The 18,543-nt window shown below is 46.4% G+C and carries 17 protein-coding genes; 4 read left to right on the forward strand and 13 right to left on the reverse strand.

Annotated elements, in window-relative coordinates:
• Positions 1-68 precede the first annotated feature (68 nt).
• The 5 genes from kdpC to NYE29_RS27870 all read right to left on the reverse strand — a co-directional run bounded on the left by kdpC (position 69) and on the right by NYE29_RS27870 (position 4,962).
• On the reverse strand, positions 69-689 hold the full coding sequence (kdpC, locus tag NYE29_RS27855) for a potassium-transporting ATPase subunit KdpC (protein ID WP_076112010.1): 621 nt from the start codon (positions 687-689) through the stop codon (positions 69-71).
• Between the two features lie 38 nt (positions 690-727).
• Entirely contained in the window at positions 728-2,761 is a 2,034-nt protein-coding gene (kdpB, locus tag NYE29_RS27860; protein ID WP_038591721.1) for a potassium-transporting ATPase subunit KdpB, read from the reverse strand.
• Between the two features lie 19 nt (positions 2,762-2,780).
• Positions 2,781-4,457 (reverse strand): potassium-transporting ATPase subunit KdpA, encoded by a 1,677-nt coding sequence (kdpA, locus tag NYE29_RS27865; protein WP_340898368.1) that lies wholly within the window; start codon positions 4,455-4,457, stop codon positions 2,781-2,783.
• Between the two features lie 71 nt (positions 4,458-4,528).
• A complete protein-coding gene (gene kdpF, locus NYE29_RS34670; RefSeq protein ID WP_076112028.1) occupies positions 4,529-4,606 on the reverse strand; it encodes a K(+)-transporting ATPase subunit F in 78 nt (25 codons plus the stop codon).
• A 230-nt stretch (positions 4,607-4,836) separates the two neighbouring features.
• Entirely contained in the window at positions 4,837-4,962 is a 126-nt protein-coding gene (locus NYE29_RS27870) for a hypothetical protein (RefSeq protein WP_340898369.1), read from the reverse strand.
• A 455-nt stretch (positions 4,963-5,417) separates the two neighbouring features.
• On the opposite strand from NYE29_RS27870, the gene NYE29_RS27875 reads away from it, so the two are divergent.
• Positions 5,418-6,176, forward strand: a complete 759-nt coding sequence (locus NYE29_RS27875; protein WP_340899821.1) for a hypothetical protein — start codon at positions 5,418-5,420, stop codon at positions 6,174-6,176.
• A 494-nt stretch (positions 6,177-6,670) separates the two neighbouring features.
• Here the strand turns inward: NYE29_RS27875 and NYE29_RS27880 are convergent, their stop codons facing one another.
• The 7 genes from NYE29_RS27880 to NYE29_RS27910 all read right to left on the reverse strand — a co-directional run bounded on the left by NYE29_RS27880 (position 6,671) and on the right by NYE29_RS27910 (position 15,076).
• A complete protein-coding gene (locus NYE29_RS27880) occupies positions 6,671-7,291 on the reverse strand; it encodes a hypothetical protein (RefSeq protein WP_340898370.1) in 621 nt (206 codons plus the stop codon).
• Positions 7,292-7,709: 418 nt separating this feature from the next.
• Positions 7,710-8,420, reverse strand: coding sequence for a response regulator (locus tag NYE29_RS27885; protein WP_038591707.1), 711 nt, complete (start codon positions 8,418-8,420; stop codon positions 7,710-7,712).
• Entirely contained in the window at positions 8,413-11,112 is a 2,700-nt protein-coding gene (locus tag NYE29_RS27890; protein ID WP_340898371.1) for a sensor histidine kinase KdpD, read from the reverse strand. The genes NYE29_RS27885 and NYE29_RS27890 overlap by 8 nt, the downstream gene beginning before the upstream one ends.
• A gap of 113 nt (positions 11,113-11,225) precedes the next feature.
• Entirely contained in the window at positions 11,226-11,783 is a 558-nt protein-coding gene (locus NYE29_RS27895; protein ID WP_340898372.1) for a 5' nucleotidase, NT5C type, read from the reverse strand.
• A gap of 181 nt (positions 11,784-11,964) precedes the next feature.
• The gene (locus tag NYE29_RS27900; protein WP_340898373.1) at positions 11,965-12,951 is read right to left on the reverse strand and encodes an alpha/beta fold hydrolase; all 987 of its coding nucleotides are present in this window, start codon (positions 12,949-12,951) and stop codon (positions 11,965-11,967) included.
• 151 nt (positions 12,952-13,102) lie between these two features.
• Positions 13,103-14,545 carry a hypothetical protein gene (locus NYE29_RS27905; protein WP_340898374.1) on the reverse strand — a complete coding sequence of 481 codons (1,443 nt, stop codon included), beginning with the start codon at positions 14,543-14,545 and terminating at the stop codon, positions 13,103-13,105.
• A gap of 21 nt (positions 14,546-14,566) precedes the next feature.
• On the reverse strand, positions 14,567-15,076 hold the full coding sequence (locus NYE29_RS27910; RefSeq protein ID WP_340898375.1) for a sigma-70 family RNA polymerase sigma factor: 510 nt from the start codon (positions 15,074-15,076) through the stop codon (positions 14,567-14,569).
• A gap of 198 nt (positions 15,077-15,274) precedes the next feature.
• Here NYE29_RS27910 and NYE29_RS27915 point away from each other — a divergent pair, with 198 nt between their 5' ends.
• Entirely contained in the window at positions 15,275-15,460 is a 186-nt protein-coding gene (locus NYE29_RS27915) for a hypothetical protein (protein ID WP_340898376.1), read from the forward strand.
• Between the two features lie 49 nt (positions 15,461-15,509).
• Here the strand turns inward: NYE29_RS27915 and NYE29_RS27920 are convergent, their stop codons facing one another.
• On the reverse strand, positions 15,510-16,100 hold the full coding sequence (locus NYE29_RS27920) for a TetR/AcrR family transcriptional regulator (RefSeq protein ID WP_340898377.1): 591 nt from the start codon (positions 16,098-16,100) through the stop codon (positions 15,510-15,512).
• 206 nt (positions 16,101-16,306) lie between these two features.
• Here NYE29_RS27920 and NYE29_RS27925 point away from each other — a divergent pair, with 206 nt between their 5' ends.
• On the forward strand, positions 16,307-17,512 hold the full coding sequence (locus NYE29_RS27925) for an MFS transporter (RefSeq protein WP_340898379.1): 1,206 nt from the start codon (positions 16,307-16,309) through the stop codon (positions 17,510-17,512).
• 194 nt (positions 17,513-17,706) lie between these two features.
• Positions 17,707-18,510, forward strand: coding sequence for a polysaccharide deacetylase family protein (locus NYE29_RS27930; RefSeq protein WP_340898381.1), 804 nt, complete (start codon positions 17,707-17,709; stop codon positions 18,508-18,510).
• The last annotated feature ends 33 nt before the right edge of the window (positions 18,511-18,543 follow it).

Here is an 18,543-nt window from a genome sequence, read left to right on the forward strand (position 1 = left end):
GTTAACCTCCTATCCTTAAGCGGAAACTACCCCTGTCCGCTGGAAGCGCAGGCAGGGGTGAGCCGGTTCTAATTCGCCGGTGTTTCCATTAAAGCGAGATTCAGCTTCAGCACATTGACACGTTCCTCACCAAACACCCCAAGATCGCGGCCTTCAGTATATTTTGCCACCAATGCTTCTAGCTTATCTGCTGAAATACCGGTCAGATTGCTGATTCTGGGGATCTGTACCGTAGCCGCAGCGGGAGATATATGCGGATCCAGGCCGGAACCGGAGTTCGTGACCAAATCTATAGGCAGCTCACTAACCGGAACGTCAGGGTTATTCGCTTTCCACTCAGCTATAGTATTGCTGGTGCGTTCTAGCAAATCCGGATTGGACGGTCCATAGTTGTTCGATCCCGAGGCTTCAGCCTTGTATTCAATACTGGACACACGGCCTTGGAATAACGCCGGATTCTTAAAGTTCTGGCCAATTAGCTCAGAGCCAATCACCTGGCCTTCTCCATTCTTCAGCAGGCTCCCGTTCGCCTGGGAAGGCATAAGAACCTGGGCAAGCGCGGTAGAAGCCAGCGGATAGATGATCCCGCATAATACAACAAACACTAGGCTAAGTCTTATCACACTAAATATATATGAACCTTTAGAAACAGGCTTTTGCTCTATTGCGCCTGAATTGACGATTTGCATAATTTATTCATCCTTTCTTCTAGCCAAGTGCAGTGATCTTAAATCCATATGCTTACAACCAGGTCAATCAACTTTATGCCGAGGAAGGGAACCAGGATCCCGCCAAGCCCATAGATAAATATATTCCGGCTCAGCAGCTTGGTGGAGCTCATCGGCTTATACGATACGCCTCTCATCGCCAAAGGGATAAGCAATGGAATGATAATTGCATTAAAGATCAGTGCTGAGATAATCGCGGAGCTTGGAGAACCTAGTCCCATTACGTTCAGCACTTCCATCTCTGGAATGGCCAGCGTAAACATGGCGGGAATAATCGCAAAATACTTGGCGATATCATTCGCGATACTGAAGGTTGTTAATGCTCCGCGTGTCATCAGCAGCTGCTTGCCGATCGCCACAACCTCAATGATCTTGGACGGGTCGGAGTCCAGATCAACCATATTGGCCGCTTCCTTCGCCGCTGTGGTTCCGCTGTTCATCGCAAGTCCCACGTCCGCCTGTGCCAATGCAGGCGCATCATTCGTACCGTCCCCAGTCATTGCCACCAGCTTGCCTTCACTTTGCTCCCGGCGGATCACCTCGATCTTATTCTCCGGTGTACTTTCGGCAATGAATCCGTCGACTCCAGCCTCGAAGGCGATAGTAGCGGCAGTCAGCGGATTGTCCCCTGTGCACATAATCGTCTTGATTCCCATTTTGCGCAGTTCATCAAATCGTTCCTTCATCCCCGGCTTAACCGTGTCTTTCAGATAGATGAGTCCATATATCCGGTTATCAACTGCAACAGCCAGCGGTGTTCCTCCTTTGCCGGCAATGGCATTCGTTTGCTGATCCAAATGATCTGGAATCTGCCCTCCTTGAGAAGACACCCAGCGCTTAATGGAATCCACAGCCCCTTTGCGAACCATCCGGCCGTCCTGAAGATCCATTCCGCTCATCCGCGTTTCGGCGCGAAATTCTATAAACTCGCCTCCAGCCATAAGGCTGTTGTCGTAACTGTATCCTTGTTTCTTGGCCAGCTCAATGACGGAGCGCCCTTCCGGCGTCTCATCTTTCAGCGAGCTGACAGCGGCCCACCCGGCCAGATCCTCTACCGTCTCATTGCCCACAGGTACAAATTCACTGGCCATACGGTTGCCAAAGGTAATTGTGCCGGTCTTATCAAGAATCATCGTGTTGATGTCTCCGGCAGCTTCGACCGCTTTACCGGACATGGCGAGTACATTGAACTGGGTAACCCGATCCATGCCCGCAATTCCGATTGCTGACAGTAATCCCCCGATGGTAGTGGGGATCAGACAGACCAGCAGTGCAATCAAGACCGGAATTTCCAGGTTGACCTCCAGATAAGCGGCAATAGGCTGCAGGGTCACAACCACGATCAGGAAGATAATCGTCAAACTGATCAATAGCGTGTTCAGCGCAATTTCATTCGGTGTTTTCTGCCGTTTGGCTCCTTCCACCAGTGAGATCATCCGGTCAAGGAAAGACTCGCCGGGTTCACTTGTTATCTGTACCTTGATCTGATCACTTACGACTCTCGTACCACCTGTCACGGAGCCAAAATCTCCGCCGGCTTCTTTAATAACGGGAGCCGATTCACCTGTTATAGCCGATTCATCCACGGATGCCAGCCCTTCAATGACCTCGCCGTCGCCGGGAATAAGTTCTCCTTGACTGACAACAACGACATCGCCTTTACGCAGTTCGGAGGAAGCAACTATCTTAATGACGCCTCCCACCAGTCTATTCGCGGAAATATCCTGCTTGGTCTTCTTCAGTGTATCCGCCTGTGCTTTCCCGCGGCCTTCCGCCAGAGCTTCCGCAAAATTGGCAAACAATACGGTAACCAGCAGTATGAAGAAGACCGCTATATTGAAGCCTCTAGCCTCCTCAGCGTCGAAATAACCAGGGGCGAGAATCATTAGCAGAACAATAATTGTTCCAATTTCAACCACAAACATGACCGGATTCTTCATTAGTGTCATCGGATTCAGCTTGATAAAGCTGTCCTTGACTGCACTTCGTATAATAGGCCCACTCAGCAGCTTCTTTTTTTGTACAGTACTCATCTCTATTTCTCCCTCTTTCCTACCGTAGAGTCAAATGTTCAGCAATCGGCCCCAGGACCACGACCGGCAGAAATGTCAGTGCACCAATGATCAGCACCGTACCGATCAAGATGCCGGTGAACAGACCGTTGTCTGTACGGAATGTGCCGATTGTCTCGGGTACGGGTTGCTTGCGGATCAGGGAACCTGCAACGGCGAGCATTGCAATGATTGAGATATAGCGTCCTAGCAGCATTACAATACCAGTCATCACATTCCAGAATGTGCTGTTGTCCGCAAGTCCTTCGAAACCTGAACCGTTGTTGGCAGCAGAGGAAGTGTATTCATATAACACTTGCGTCAGACCGTGGTACCCGCTATTGCTAATAGCCCCTTGCCCCAGATCCGTCAGGAATGAGGCTGCTGTCGGTGCCAGAATGATCAGCGGATGAATCAGTATCGCCACCGCGATCAGCTTCATCTCCCTCGCTTCAATCTTTCGACCGAGGAATTCCGGCGTCCTCCCCACCATCAGCCCGCACAGGAAGACCGCAAGCACGGCGTACATCAGCATATTGATAAGGCCCACGCCTTTGCCACCGAAGACGTTATTCAGCATCATTAATGCAAGCGGCGTAATACTTCCCAGCGGGGTTTGGGTATCATGCATATTATTGACGCTACCTGTCGTCGCTGCAGTTGTTACTGCCGTAAACAAGGCGGATTGCGGTACACCGAAGCGGACTTCTTTTCCCTCCATGCTGCCTTGAGAAGTCTCAATCCCCAGGTCTGCCATTGCCGGATTTCCTTTGATCTCCGCAGCATAATTGAGCGACAACAGCAATACGAACAAAGTCATCATGGCCGCAAAGATGCCCCAGCCCTGCCGTTTATTCTTAGCGAACAGTCCGTACATGTAAGGCAAGGATGCGGGCAGCATCCACATGGACAGGATTTCAATGACATTGGTAAGCGGTGACGGATTCTCAAATGGATGTGCGGAATTCGCCCCGAAGAATCCTCCGCCATTCGTTCCCAGATGCTTGATGGATTCCAGTGAGGCAACCGGCCCGATCGCAATCTGTTGAGCAGCACCCTCCAGCGTAGTTACCTCCAGTGTAGGTTTCAATGTCTGCGGAACATGCAGTGCTACTAAAGCCATTGTTACAAGCAGTGCAAGCGGCAGGAACACCCGAATAATCGCCTTGACGAAGTCTTCGAAGAAATTCCCCAGTGAATTTTTACCGGTAATCCCTCTCACAAAAGCTGCTGCAACGGAAAAACCGCTGGCTGCCGATGTGAACATCATCATGGTGATAACCGCCATCTGCGAGAAATAGGAAAGACCGGTCTCCCCGCTGTAATGCTGCAGATTAGTGTTGGTCATGAAGCTGATTACCGTGTTAAACGTAAGGGTCTGTTCCAGCTCAGTAATTCCATTCGGATTTACAGGCAGTCCGCCCTGCAGGCGGAGAACCAGATAACCGAACACAACCAGCACAATGTTGGTAGAAAGAAAGCTGAGTGCATAGGTCTTCCAGGACATCCCTTCACGGTTTTTCAGGCCGCTCACCTTGTATATGCCTCGCTCGAATCCCCCAAAGATCCGGTCCAACCGGTTTGGTTCATTTGAGAACACATGAAATAAATAAGTTCCTACCGGTTTAACCAGCAGCAGCAGTATGGCAATGACTACGACGATTTGTATAATACCCACGAATGCCCCTCCTTCTTATAATGAGCTTCAGCTCAATGCTCTATATGTCTTGCTGTTTTTTACCGCACTGCCTAAAATTTCTCCGGATGAATCAGGGCGTAGACCAAATAGAGAAACAACAGCAGCGTTGCGATCAGGACCACTGTCATTGCTCTTTCCCCCCTTTATCGTCGATGACGTGCCCACACCACTGTGCAAACGCATAGAACATACCGAAAAACACAGCGAGTGCCACCACCATATACATGTCCATCATACCCTTCGCACTCCTCTCCAACATTCTCTCATATCTGCTTTTAACTACTGATTCAGCGTAACATCTATGCCATTAGTTCAGGGTTAGGGTTTGCATGAGAGAATAAAGATTGCATTAAGATTGTCAGAATTCATCATCTTCGTAGTCGCCTGCCCTCTTTAAATCAATGTAGTCGTAAATCTTCTTAATGGTATAAAGCAGCACGATCATGATTGCGATCAACCCGGCATTTTTTAAAAATTCATCCATCATAAAGATCCTTTCCTGAATGTCATATTTAGCTACCGGTTTAGAATAGCACTCACGGCATTAATTCAGGGTCAGGGTTTGTATGAGCGGATAAAGATTGCATTAAGTTGATCGTATAGACGGCGAGTCCTTCCTTTTCTGAAACCAAAAAAAACCGCCTTCACCCAAGACGGTTAATTCCGTACTACAGTATCCAGTTAGTCTGTACATTCTTCCAGGTGCGAAAGTACCCTTACTTAATATATAAAATATGTTACTAATTTACTATTTACATCAAGCCCAATTAAGATTATTGTATTAGCAGGAAATGATTTCCTTTCCGTAAATTGCAATTTGGTTTCAAAGTGTTAAGGGAGGGATGAAAGAACAATAACGCGTATAAATGTATGTCTTCCTTGTCGGCTCAGACTCAGGTGTAAAAATTTTAAATTAGAGGAGCGAGAACTGTGAAAGCAATGAAAAAACTTTTTGCTGGATTGATGATGTTTACTCTGATTTTTGGTGTATCCTTTGCCGGATCGGCATTTGCCAGCGGTAATGAGGTCAAGCTTATTGACTCGGATGTCGGCGTTATTTATAAACCTGGATATGTCGGATTCAGCGGCAATATTGAAGTTGCTAATCTGGGACCCGTGAAGAATGTGACTGTCCACTACACGACAGATAACACAAATTGGTATGATACGAGTGCATCTTATGTTGGGGCGGCGGATGTAAACCATGAGAAATGGCATTTTGGCATTTCCAGAACTGATTCTTCAACAGATCATTTGGAGTTAAAAAATCTGGACTTCATAAAATTCGCAATCAAATACGAAGTGAATAACCAGACCTATTGGGATAACAACGGGGGAGCGAATTATTACAATCAAGTGAATCATACAGTTCCCCTAAGTTCAGTGATTTTGGGATCACCAAATGTGCTTAACGCCAATAGCACTCTGAGCAATGGTGATTTTAGCGGCAATATCTATGTGAAAAACCTGAATCCGGCGAAAACAGTAAAGATACTGTACACAACGGACGACTGGGCAACAACTCATGAGGGCTACGCCACTTTTAATGGCTCCGTGAATAATTTCAATAGTGTTGAAAGATGGAGCTATAGTTTCAATGTTCCGGGTGCTACAAATGTTAAATATTCGATTGAATATACAACTGGCGGGCAAACGTATTGGGATAATAACTATGGCGATAATTACGAGGTATTCTAATTCATTTTACATTTAATAGCAGGATCACAGGCGGCTTATTATTCCGCTCTGTGATCCTTTTCTCTGTGGAGACCAAGTATCTCCACTATTTATAACGCTGCTTAGTGTTCCTATTGATTTTACACTTTTCTTTATTGAATCATTTTGTACCTATAGATTGAACTTATAATTCTTCTATTTTGGGATTGGTCGTGACTACAGAGAATGTTTGGACTTCCGGCCGCTGTTAGGTTTGGATTTCCTGAATTTAACCGCGAATCGCGGTAGAAATCCAAACCTAAAGGCGGACGCTGTCGCTCCTACAGTTCCAAAATCCCCCTCCGCCACTTTTCCCTACATGTAATTCTCAAGTTCAATCTATATAATGCATAATTATAGTCATTTACTTGAATACAAATCTTTTGACCTTCATTATTTTCAATAAAAAACTTTCACAAAGTGAATTAAAAAAATGCCCATCAGCCGAAGCCGTTGGGCAGATATATAACATTTTATTAGTGAAAAACTGTAAGCGATCCATCTATTGGGCTATCCATATCATTCAAAATACCAAAGTAATACGTCTTATTTTGATTGAGATTATAGAACATCGCATTTGCAGTTATGCCAACAGTCCCCTTATAGGTTGCAGCAACATTTCCAGTTGTAAGTTCATAAGCAACAATTCTATATTTTCCAGTTGCCCCATGATTCACTGGGGTAGTAGTAACATTGATATATATTATTTTCTCACCATTAACAGGGAAATAATAATTCGTAAATACATAGTCCTCTACATAAGAGAAGGAGCCTGAATAAGAGTTATTTGCCAAGTTCCAAAAGTTAGTTGGAGCATTACTTCCTCTTGCAGCAACGTTTTTCTCAGTCAGAACTTGCACAGGCTCTGTGGATAGAGGGACAGTGATATTAGGGACATCAGTAACTTGAACAGTAGAATTTGTCTCAATCTGTGTTGTATTTAAATTATCTACGAAATTGCTACTTGGAACAACCTGAGCAATTCTGGCAGGTGCATCCGAAGCATTTGGTGTAGAACTTGCCGCCGATACAGAAATAGAGATGGAAGTTAACAAAAATGCTGTAGCTAAAACTGTAAACACTTTTTTATTTTTCACCATTCAACCTTCTTTATAAATTATTATTATTGAAAGTAGGGTCCCTAAAAGCCCGCAGCGGGTTCATTTACTCGTAAAGGACTCAGGAGACGCTATGGAGAGTAAAATCCCTGTTTAATCTCTTTTGCGGACCCAGACGACCTTATCAGCTCTGTATTCTATCTAAAAGCGGCCATCAGGGAGAAATAACTGCGCTGGAGTCCGTTGTCCTACTGTAACAGGCTAAAAGCTCCAAATAAGTGCAACTCAGTCCGTTCATGCTTAGGAGCCAGGAATAGACTTTCCGGAAGCACACACACACCTTGCGGTTGAAGCGGTTTGAAGACACGCCCTAGTAAAAATGGGTGCTTTGAAATTTCTCGTTAAATTCTCCCATGTTTACGCTGACATTTTCATGAATTCTAAGCGTTAACTCAGGTCACTTTGTATCGTCGCCAACCTGCAACATACGGTAACCAACTCCGATATGGGTTTGAATGTACTTTGGCTGAGAAGGCAGCTTCTCTATTTTTTTTCTCAGAGTCGCCATAAATACGCGCAAGGCAGGGATGTCATAGGTATGACTGCCCCAGACTTCATGCAGGATGTAATTATGGGTCAATACTTTTCCCACATTTTTGGCCAGCAGGCAGATTAGCTTGTATTCAATGGGAGTGAGGTGGATTTCTTCTTCGTCCAACAATACAATGCCTGCCGAATAATCGATTCTGAGACTTCCGTTAGTAAAAATGGATGCATCCTTCAGCAGCTTGTCACTATCGTACCGGATGCGCCGCAGGCTGACCCGGAGCCTTGCCAGCAGTTCCTCCACGCTGAAGGGTTTGGTCAGATAATCGTCAGCGCCTGCATCCAGCGCGTCGATTTTGTCCCGGTCTTCACTGCGGGCGCTGACCACAATAATCGGGATATTCGACCATGCCCGAACCTTCTTTATAATATCTACGCCATCCATATCGGGAAGTCCGAGGTCCAGTATCATAATATCCGGCTGCTTGGAGACCGCCTCCAGAATCGAGGCCTGGCCTGTTTCAGCTGTATGGTACTTATAGCCCTGCGTCTCCAGTGTTGTAGTAATCAATTTGCGGATGGGCTTGTCATCCTCGACGACAAGAATTAAAGGCTTATTCATGAACAACCACCTCCACGGCCTGCAGGGTAAAGCGGAACACTGTACCTTGCGGAACATTATCTTTCACACTTATTGTGCCTCCATGAGCAGTTACAATAGATTTACACAATGAAAGCCCGAGTCCCAGTCCGCGGCGGCCATCTCCGCGGATATTATCCGCCGTATAGAACATGTCAAACAGCTTAGCCTTCGCTTCCTCCGGGATACCGGGACCGTCATCGGAAATCTCTACACTGACCATTTCTTTATCGCGTCTCGCCGAGACTGTAATATGCGACCCGGTCCCGGTATATTTAATTGCGTTGTCGACAATATTGATCAGGACCTGAATAATCAGCCGGGAATCCATTTTAGCCATAAGCAGCTCTTCATCAAGTACGGTGCTGATCATATGATCTATGCTGCTTCGATGAATATGAAGCAAAGCTTCCGCAATAACTTCCTCCAGAAGCTCTCCCTGCATATTCAGATTTAATGACCCATTATCAATCCGGGTAATGGACAGCAGGTTCTCCACCAGATTAATAAGCCACATGGAATCATCATAAATATCGGTGTACAGCCCCTTCTTCTGTTCCTCGCTCAGCACCTTGGAGTTTCCGATGAGGATTCCCGCATTGCCGGATATACTGGTCAGGGGGGTACGCAAATCGTGGGAGATTCCCCGCAGCAGGTTCGCCCGCAGCTGCTCCTGCTGGATTTGGATCGAGATTTCTTTTTGTTTTTCGTTTAGCATTTCTTTCTCCAGCGCCAGCGCACATTCTCCCAGCATGGCAATCATCAGACTTTTCTCAAAAACCTCCAGCGGGTCTTCCTTATCCATGGCGATGGCTGCCACTGCAAATACGCAATCGCCTCCCCGCACCGCATGATACAGGCAACTGGCGGCCGAGAAGGTATCTGTGGTAGCCCCGGCCCGTTTGTTATTCTTATAGACCCAGTCCGCAACCGCTTGTTCATTTCCGCCCGAAAACTCTTGAGGATCCACAGCCGACTCTTCCTTTAAAAAAACGAGCGGCTCAGATAAGCTGTCTTGCTGCACCGGATAAAAGATAATCGTTCTGTCCAGCAGCTTCACCATTTGCTGTGCCGTCTCATGAATGATTGCCGTGGTGTCTTTCGCCTGCTGCAGTTTACGGCTTGTCTCCAGAAGCACCTCTGTCCGATAAGCCTTTTGCGCGGATTGCCGTGCCTGCTCTTTTACCCGCATAGTCAGAGTGCTCGTGATAAAGGAAGCCGACAGCATCACCAGGAAGGTAACCGGATAACCCGAACCATACGCCTGTAAAGAAAAATAAGGTTTGGTAAAAAAGTAATTAAACACAAGCACACTGACAACCGAAGACACAGCGCTGTACAGCCGGCCTCCGGTAACCATCGCATTGAGCAGCACACCCAGAATATAGACCGTAATAATATTTGCTTCCCTGAAACCGAGATAATTAAACCACAGTCCGATTAAGGTGCAGACAACCAGAATTCCAGTCGTCTTGGCTGTGTCAGCCAGTGACAGCTCGGGATAGCTCACATATTGCGGAAATCTTTTATAGAACGTAGGCTGGGTGTCCGGAATAATATAAATGTCGATATTGGGTGCAGATGAGGTCAGCTTATCAGCCAAATTCGCTTTTGCAAACCACTTCTTTTTGTTATGGGAGCGCCCCACCACGATCTTCGAAACCCGGCTTGCTTTGGCATACTCCGCAATTTGTCCAGGGATATCTTCTCCATAGACTGTGGCAATTTGTGCGCCAAGCTGCTCTGCAAGCCTAAAGTTCGCCCTAAGTTCCGCCTTGTTTTTTTGGGTTAGCTTTTGCGTCTTCGGTGTCTCCACGAACAATGCGGTGAATTCCCCGTGAAAAGCCTCCGCCATTCTCGCCGCCGTGCGGATCACCTTTTTATTGGTAGCCGCCGAAGAAAGGCAGACCAGGACATGGTCTTTGGCATAATATTCGTTGGTTTTTACCTGAGTGCCGATGTGTGAAGCAATTCTGTTCAACTGGTTTGCCGTGTACCGCAGTGCAATCTCACGCAAGGCAGTCAGTTTTTCTTTGATATACAAATGGGCATTTGTCCTTTGTGCATCTTCATCCGGATAGATATTCCCCTTGTTCAGGCGGTCGATCAAATCATCGGGTTCAATATCAACCAGTTCAACCTGATCGGCACTATCGAATACACTATCAGGAATACGCTCCTCTACAGAAATACCGGTTATTGAAGCGACTACATCCTGCAGGCTTTCAATATGCTGCACATTAATGGTGGTATAGACATGGATTCCTGCGCGAAGCAGCTCGCTTATGTCCTGATATCTTTTTTTATGCCGGCTGCCAGCTGCATTGATATGAGCCAGATCATCTAACAGGATAAGATCAGGTCTTCTCCGGATCGCACGGTCCAGATCAAACTCCTCTGTAAGGATACCGTTATAGGTGACTTCCAGTGGCGGCATCAGTTCCAGACCCTTGAGCAGAATCAGCGTCTCCGGCCTGTAATGAGACTCAATATAGCCTGCAGCAACATCAATTCCGGCTTTTTGTTCCTCATGGGCGGCACTCAGCATGGCACAAGTCTTGCCGACACCTGCCGCGTAACCGAAGAATATTTTCAGTCTTCCAAGTCTTTTCTCTTCCGGTATGTCTGGAATCTGCTCAAATACGGAAGCTGAGCCGGTGCGGTTTGTTGCCATTTGGCTACCCCTTTTACAATATCTTCGCTTTTAGCGCTAGTATATCATGAGCAAAATCTGCATAGTGTTACAACTTTGGCTGTGGTATTAAGATTGTATTAAGATGAAACGGGCTAACCCCCGAGGATTAGATCAACCTGCTCTTTGGCACCTTTCCAGGTGGTAAGCAGCGGAAACGCATATTGCTCCCGGGCCTTCAGGTTCCAAGGATGTGGAATGCAGAGTACTTTCCTTCCCTCCTGCAATGCTGGCACCAAATTATGTACCCCGTCATCAATGAGCAGATCGTAGTTAATCAGCGTCTTCCGCTTGCAAGGAAAGAAGTTCTCGATTGGAATAAAGGGCATATGCTTCTGAAGCCAGTTCCACTTCTCGACGACTGTCTTCGGCTGTGCAGCCGTAACGATAATTACATCATAAGCGTTATGCAGCTTCTCCATTTCCCCGACAACATGCTCGTCGAACAGTTCAAGCTCCTCAAACAGACCGGGCCGCCCGTAGAAGATTTCCTGAGTGCAATCCGGATGACGCAGATGATCGGTATCCCAATCAAGCATATCTTCATACCGCAGCAGATGCGTAGGAAAATCATTGTTGTTATGATAAATTGCCCGCTTGACCAGATGACAGATCGTATCATCCATATCCACGGCAATAATTGGCTTTCTCATATATGTACCCCCATAGTTGTTTCTAGGTTATAGTATTGCTTTATTTATATTCGCTTATATTGCTGTTTTAGTCGAGAGCAACTTTATCACAAGAAATAATTCAAGGCAGGAATTGCAAAAGCCAAGCCCCTCTCGTAAGAGGTGCTTGACTTATTTGTTGAAGCGGCTCATTTGTGTACTATTAGTTCCCTGGATATGCAGTGAGGAATTCATTAACTTCCTCTGAAATCTTCTTGGAATGGGTCCAATGCAGATAATGATGCCCTTCCAATACGACGAGCTTGTTAGAAGCTACATTCTTAAGCTGGTTTTCGTAAAAGGTAATGTTAGATTTGCCTTCTTCATTCACTTTGTCCGGTTTTGTAGTAAAAATCATTACAGGTACGTTTGAAGGGAATGACAGGTTCTTTGTTTTTTTGATATTGTTGTTAATTTCGCTTGCTTCATTTACTACATTCTTATTATAGGCATTCCATGCAGTGAGGATCTTAGTCAGCTTTAAATTCTCATCAGAATAAGGTCCATCAGCAGATATCGGCAGAACATTCTTAGGGCTGACGTAGGTTGCCAATCTTGCAAGTCCGGTTGGTGCCGCCAAGCTCATATATTTAGGCATCGCGGGCGCAGACTCTTTGAAATACTCCATCGCCTGCGGCAAGGTAGGATCAATGCCTATAACCGCTTTTACCTCAGCAGGATATTTATTGGCATAATACATGCTATAAATTCCGGATATAGAGTGGGGCATTAGGATATAAGGGCCTTTTACATTTGCCTTTTGCAAAGCGGTCCGCCATTCCTCGACGATGTTTTCCACCGTTCGTTGTTTTGAGGTCTGCTCACTCCAGCCAGATCCGAAAGGCTCCACGACGACCACTCTATTGTTTTGAGCCAACTCATTCATCAAAGGTTCGAAATCCAAGACAGGCGCTGCTGTCCCCAGGCCGCTTAAAAGAACAATAGTGTTTCCCGTCTCGCCTTTGGTGTACACATGCATTTTCTTGCCGGAGACTTCCACCAGTTGGCCCCATGCAGGGTATTTCTTTTGTTCGTATTTGGTCACCAACATATTGCCCACCACGCCGAGAGTCAAAACTACGATTAATAGCAATGCAATACTTCTGGCAATTCTCCAAAATTTAAACTTCTTTTTCTTTTTCTCTTCCATCGGTTTCACTGCTCCCTGTAACAAGTCTTTGAACGTAAACGGATAATTGTCGCTCCCCTACTCTTCTAGTGTAAAAGACTTAGTTTAAAAGCAGGGTTGGCGAAAGGTTAAATTCCGTTTAAATAAAAACTCCATTTGCAGGAAACATTACCTATTTTTGAGATGAGAACTCAACAGTTTGCGTGTCCATAATCGGATTCCAATACCGCTCAATAGTTAAGGTTAGCGGTTGCGGGTATTCAACGGCTTCCTTTCCAAAATTGTAGAGGTATTGATCCACGGCAGTACTCTCCTTGTTCGAAGAACTTCTACTGATCTGGCCGTTCTCACCAGCCGTTTTGTGTGATTGACCATTGGCATCGGTAAAGGTATCGGACAGCCGCATACTAATGATACTGTTCAACGGGACTTTGTTAAACGTTTGCCGGAACAGGATCTTTCCAGTTTCCGCCCCCTCTTCAGACTTAATAATGGAAAGGTCTGTGCCCGGAGCTTCGATCATCTGCTTTTTGCTTAGATCGACTTTGATTTTCATTTGATCTTTATCAAGAGCGGCAATTCCGAAGGTCTTCAATGTGGCAGCATCCGGCTGGCCGTCCTGGGTGTTCTTGAAGTAAAGCGTGGACTTGGAGCGGTCAGAATAAACCTCGGAATTATCAGCTGTGATGATGCCGGGGTAGTAGGATTTCACCGTCTTTCCTCCACTTTTAACAATCAGCACAGGCTCAATCAGGCGGAAGATTTGTTTATCATTATTCTTATCAAATTCCAAATCCACATAGGTGTTCAGCGGAGTATAGAGCACCTGATTCACTTTAATAGTCTGACCATCAACAATCAGATTGCTTTCGGGATGTAGCGTTCGTGTCTGTTCCTTGAACATGTCCGGATCAAGCTCGAAAGGAATTGACAGGTTAGTCTGGAGTCCCTTGCCTGAAGTTTGGTACAGCATCACATTCCATGTCACTTCCTTGGGATAGTCAACCGTGGGTGACAGGTTATTCGTATAGATGAAATAGGAGGTTTGGCCCGCATTGATTTGACTACTATGAGCAGTTATCTCTAAACTCGCTCCGATAGACGCTGCTTCAAAAGCTCCAAAATCCAATGAGAAATCAGCATGAGATACCGTTTGGTCCGTATTGTTGTGTACACTATACAAAATAAACAACTTTCGGGTGTCTGCGACAGCGCCCATGACTTCGACCCGCAGACCGTTTTTCTCCACGCTCTGGTAGACAGGCTTTATGAGATTCCGGTCTAGTATGCTTTGAAAAGACCTATCGCTTATGGAGGCTCCGCTAAATTTTGCGGAATCGGTCCATGGTTTAGTGGTAGCTGTGTAGCTCTGCGGCGATTGTTCGGCAACTTCCGTTCCTGGAGCATCATTGATATTAAAAAGAAACAGTGCTGCTGCAGCGGCTGCGATTACTACACCCATTCCGTAGAAATAGCTGCGCCGCTTTTCGCGTTTTTTCCCCTGCATGATTCCACCTCGCATTGCATTATAGAGTTTCATTTCCTCAAGGGCTTCAGCATTATGCTTTACTTCATCCACATTCTGGCGCAGAACGCGTTCTTCTTTGTCAATCATATTCTTTCACCTCCCGTATCTCTACAGATAATCCCGCAGCTGCTTAAGTCCCTCGCGAAGCCAGGTTTTAACCGTACCCTCCGGTTTTTGCAGCACATTGGCAATTTGGGCAGTTGTCATGTCCTGGTAGTATTTTAGAATCACCACATGCCGGTATTTCGGCTTCAACCGGTCCATCGCCCGTTCCAGGTCAATCCGTTCATTGCTTTTCATTTCCTGCGCCGCTTCTTCTATCAGTGTCTCCGCCGGAAACACACGTTTTTTGCGCCGGAGTTCATCCATGCAGCAGTTGATGGTAATTCGTATCACCCAGGGTGTAAAGGCTTGCTCGTCTTTGAGCTTTTTGCGCTTGATCCATGCCCGGCAAGACGCTTCCTGCACCACTTCCAGCGCGTCAGCTTCACTTCTCAGGTAGCTGAACGCGATCGAGTACAACTTGCGGTGCTCCACATACAGCCGCTGAAAAAAAGCTTCTTCATCCATCTCGGCAACATCCACCATTCTGACCTCATTCATCGTATTTTCTACCATCGCCACTCCCCCTCTCTTTCTATAGTGTTGGCATGTAGAAGAGGCCCTCTGAAAGAGTTCATGTAAGTAAGACGCCTTTCAACGGGAAAACGATTGATTTATTTTTACCGCGCTCACATGTTATACCACAGATCAACCTTCCTTTAATGTTCTCAAAAGGTTATAATTAACTAATAATGAAGCAAGGAGCTGATTTATATGTTTGATGGCAATAACTCTCCTCCGCCCCGTACAACGGACCATGTAGGCCATAAAGCCAACTTTGATGTAAACGAACAGAAGCTTCACTCCCGGGGCATTCCCAGTCTGTGGGATGAAGTATCCAGCTGGCTGATCATCGCCGGAATCATCGCTGTAATATATCTGCTTTTCAAAATATTTTAGATCAATAAAATGACCGTATCCAGATAATTCACCTGGACACGGCCATTTTTTATTTATACGTTGCAATGGGAGCAACTCCCTGAAAACCAAGCTTTACAAGTTTCTGAATATAGACATCGTCAAGTGTTTCACCGGTTAATAATAATCTGTAGAAAATAGGACCGTAAATGAGATCCGTACATATCCCGATATCGAGTTCTGCATTTAACTCCCCCCGCTTGACGCCTTGCTCCAATAGTTGTCTGGCCTCCAGCCTGCGCGGCTGAAAATACCGTGTCCGGTACGCCTCTGCCAGACCCTCATCGAGTTGTCCTTCACCGATAATCTCGGTAATCATTTTGCCTTCCCGGCTAATCAGGAAACGGGCCAGATTCGTGGCGTGGATAAGGATGTCCTCGTACACCGAACCTGTATCCGGCAACGGCAGCCTTTCTGTAGTCGCTGAAAGGAAGCCATCCATTATAACTGCCGCTTTATTGGGCCACCACTTATAGATCGTAGCTTTGCTAACCCCGGCACGCTCTGCAATTTTCTCTACGGTTACTGCCGCAAAACCATGCTCAAGAAGCAGTTCATAGGACGATTTCAAAATCGAACTCTGAGTCTCCATGTTGCGTGGACGCCCTCGTTTGGTATTCACACTATCAGTCCCCTTCGCAAAATAACTTCACAATCCCACATTTATAAATACTATACGTTCATTATACTTAATTGCCAATAAAAAAGAAAATCGAAATCGCCTATTTACAAAACGATACGTTCAGTATATTATTTGATTATGAATTAGTGAACTGAACGTTCAGTATATTATTTAAACCATTCTTTTATGAAATGAGGAGGATTACAATGCAAAATGAACAAGAAGTGAAGGGTCAGCCTATTCCGGGATGGATTACCTTTCTACTCGCGGCCTCTTGCGGTATCATCGTTGCCAATCTTTATTACGCACAAACGTTAGTGGGTCCGATCAGTGCTGCAACAGGGCTGTCTTCAGCAGCAGCTGGATTAATAGTTACCATTACTCAAATCGGTTATGTTCTGGGTCTGCTGTTCATTGTACCGCTTAGTGATATTTTCGAAAACCGGCGTCTTGCCGTGGTTTCGCTGATCGTCGTCGTAATTGCTCTAGTGGCGGCGACTTTCGTACATCACGCAGCACTGTTCCTGACGGCTTCCTTTTTTATTGGATTAGGTTCTGTAGTCGCTCAAATTCTGGTCCCTTATGCTACTTATCTGGCTTCTGAAGAACAACGTGGACGTGTGGTGGGAAATGTGATGAGCGGACTTCTGCTCGGTATTATGTTCTCCCGTCCATTAGCCAGCTTTACTGCAAGCTTCTGGGGATGGCGGTCTGTATTTGCAATCTCCGCGGTTCTGATTGCTGTACTGTCGGTCTTGCTGTCGCGGATTCTTCCGAAACGTATGCCCTCGCGGGCAATGAACTATGGAGAGTTAACCCTGTCGCTGGTTACTTTATTCAAGCAAACGCCGGTATTGCGGCGCCGCGCCTTTTATCAAGCTTCTCTTTTTGGAGCCTACAGCCTTTTCTGGACTGCGGTCCCTTTACATTTGGCAGATGAGTTTGGATTGTCCCAGCAAGGGATTGCATGGTTTGCTTTAGCCGGTGTGGGAGGAGCCGTAGCGGCTCCAATCGCCGGACGTCTGGCGGACAAAGGCTGGACCCGCCGTTTAACCGGACTGGCGATGGTTTTGGCTACACTTTCCTTTTTATTGGCTTTCCTGCTTCAAGGCCATTCTAGAGCAGTTCTTCTCCTGCTTGTACTCGCCGCTATTACCCTGGATATGGCTGTGTCGGGAAATCTCGTGCTTGGACAGCGTGCAATTTATTCACTCGGGAATGAGGCCAGAGGCCGGCTGAACGGTCTGTTCATGTCCATATTCTTTATGGGCGGGGCTATTGGATCCTCCTTGGGAGGCTGGTCCTATGCTCATGGCGGCTGGAGCTTCACCTCTTTGATCGGAACGGTCTTGCCGCTGCTGGCGTTGCTTTACTTTTTTACGGAGAAAAAAAGCGGAGTGAACAACATTTAACCTTTTACTGAGACGCGGATGATATTTAGTGCTTTTCTGAAACAGCCCATAATGGTAAAAAAGGCGTCCCATCTGCAGAAACTCAGCTGAAGGGACGCCTTAAGTGTAAAAAACCTCCCAATTTTTCGGGGAGTTACACTATAATAAAGCTTAACAGGCTTGTTTACATAAATGAACATTAATGGAGTGTGGTAATGATGAAGCTGCAATTTAATTTATTTCCCGGCGGGATGTCCAAAGCACTCACCATGAGCTATGATGACGGGCAAAAACACGATATTCGTCTGGCCGGAATATTTGATCAATACGGGATCAGAGGAACCTTTCATCTCAATAGCGCAATGCTGAACGCTCCCGGATTTCTTACGACTGATGATGTACGGGCCATAGCCCGCAATCATGAAATATCGGCGCATTCTGTAACACACCCGCATTTGGACCGACTGCCATTCCCCATGGTGGTGGAGGAGCTATTGGAAGACCGCAGACGACTGGAGCAGCTAGTAGACTATCCGATTCGGGGAATGTCTTATCCCTATGGTTCGTATTCGGCAGCTATCATCCCTCCGCTACAAGCAGCAGGTATTGAATATAGCCGTACTGTTGTTTCCACCAGGCAGTTTGATGTCCCTCTTGATTTTATGGAATGGCATCCCACTTGTCATCACAAGGATGAGCTTGAGGGGATTTGGGAGCGCTTTACTACCGAAGGACCTTCGCAGAAGTTCAGGCTCTGCTATGTTTGGGGGCACAGCTTTGAGTTCGAGCGCCAGAACAATTGGGAACTGATCGAAGCCTTTTGCCGGAAAGCCGGCGGTCACTCCGATGTATGGTATGCAACAAATGTCGAAATCATGGATTATATTCAAGCTGTCCGTTCCTTGAAGTTTAGTGTCGACCGCAAGATTATCCGCAATCTTTCCTCCGTGGACGTTTGGCTATCCATTAATGACGAGCCAGTTTGCATTAAAGGCGGCGGTACCTATATCTCAAAGTAATCCAGTGAACAAGCTGCCGGTTCTCCCGGCAGC

Origin of the sequence: Paenibacillus sp. FSL M7-1046 (assembly GCF_038007405.1) — a bacterium.
Lineage (GTDB): Bacteria > Bacillota > Bacilli > Paenibacillales > Paenibacillaceae > Paenibacillus_AQ.

Excerpts from the sequence above, each read along its gene's own strand:
- NYE29_RS27885 (WP_038591707.1), bottom strand. The coding sequence starts at position 8,420 with ATGAATAAGCCTTTAATTCTTGTCGTCGAGGATGACAAGCCCATCCGC.
- NYE29_RS27925 (WP_340898379.1), top strand. The coding sequence starts at position 16,307 with ATGCAAAATGAACAAGAAGTGAAGGGTCAGCCTATTCCGGGATGGATT.
- kdpC (WP_076112010.1), bottom strand. The coding sequence starts at position 689 with ATGCAAATCGTCAATTCAGGCGCAATAGAGCAAAAGCCTGTTTCTAAA.
- NYE29_RS27930 (WP_340898381.1), top strand. The coding sequence starts at position 17,707 with ATGATGAAGCTGCAATTTAATTTATTTCCCGGCGGGATGTCCAAAGCA.
- kdpB (WP_038591721.1), bottom strand. The coding sequence starts at position 2,761 with ATGAGTACTGTACAAAAAAAGAAGCTGCTGAGTGGGCCTATTATACGA.
- NYE29_RS27875 (WP_340899821.1), top strand. The coding sequence starts at position 5,418 with ATGAAAAAACTTTTTGCTGGATTGATGATGTTTACTCTGATTTTTGGT.
- kdpF (WP_076112028.1), bottom strand. The coding sequence starts at position 4,606 with ATGACAGTGGTCCTGATCGCAACGCTGCTGTTGTTTCTCTATTTGGTC.
- NYE29_RS27890 (WP_340898371.1), bottom strand. The coding sequence starts at position 11,112 with ATGGCAACAAACCGCACCGGCTCAGCTTCCGTATTTGAGCAGATTCCA.
- NYE29_RS27910 (WP_340898375.1), bottom strand. The coding sequence starts at position 15,076 with ATGGTAGAAAATACGATGAATGAGGTCAGAATGGTGGATGTTGCCGAG.
- NYE29_RS27905 (WP_340898374.1), bottom strand. The coding sequence starts at position 14,545 with ATGATTGACAAAGAAGAACGCGTTCTGCGCCAGAATGTGGATGAAGTA.
- NYE29_RS27870 (WP_340898369.1), bottom strand. The coding sequence starts at position 4,962 with ATGGATGAATTTTTAAAAAATGCCGGGTTGATCGCAATCATGATCGTG.
- NYE29_RS27895 (WP_340898372.1), bottom strand. The coding sequence starts at position 11,783 with ATGAGAAAGCCAATTATTGCCGTGGATATGGATGATACGATCTGTCAT.
- NYE29_RS27900 (WP_340898373.1), bottom strand. The coding sequence starts at position 12,951 with ATGGAAGAGAAAAAGAAAAAGAAGTTTAAATTTTGGAGAATTGCCAGA.
- NYE29_RS27915 (WP_340898376.1), top strand. The coding sequence starts at position 15,275 with ATGTTTGATGGCAATAACTCTCCTCCGCCCCGTACAACGGACCATGTA.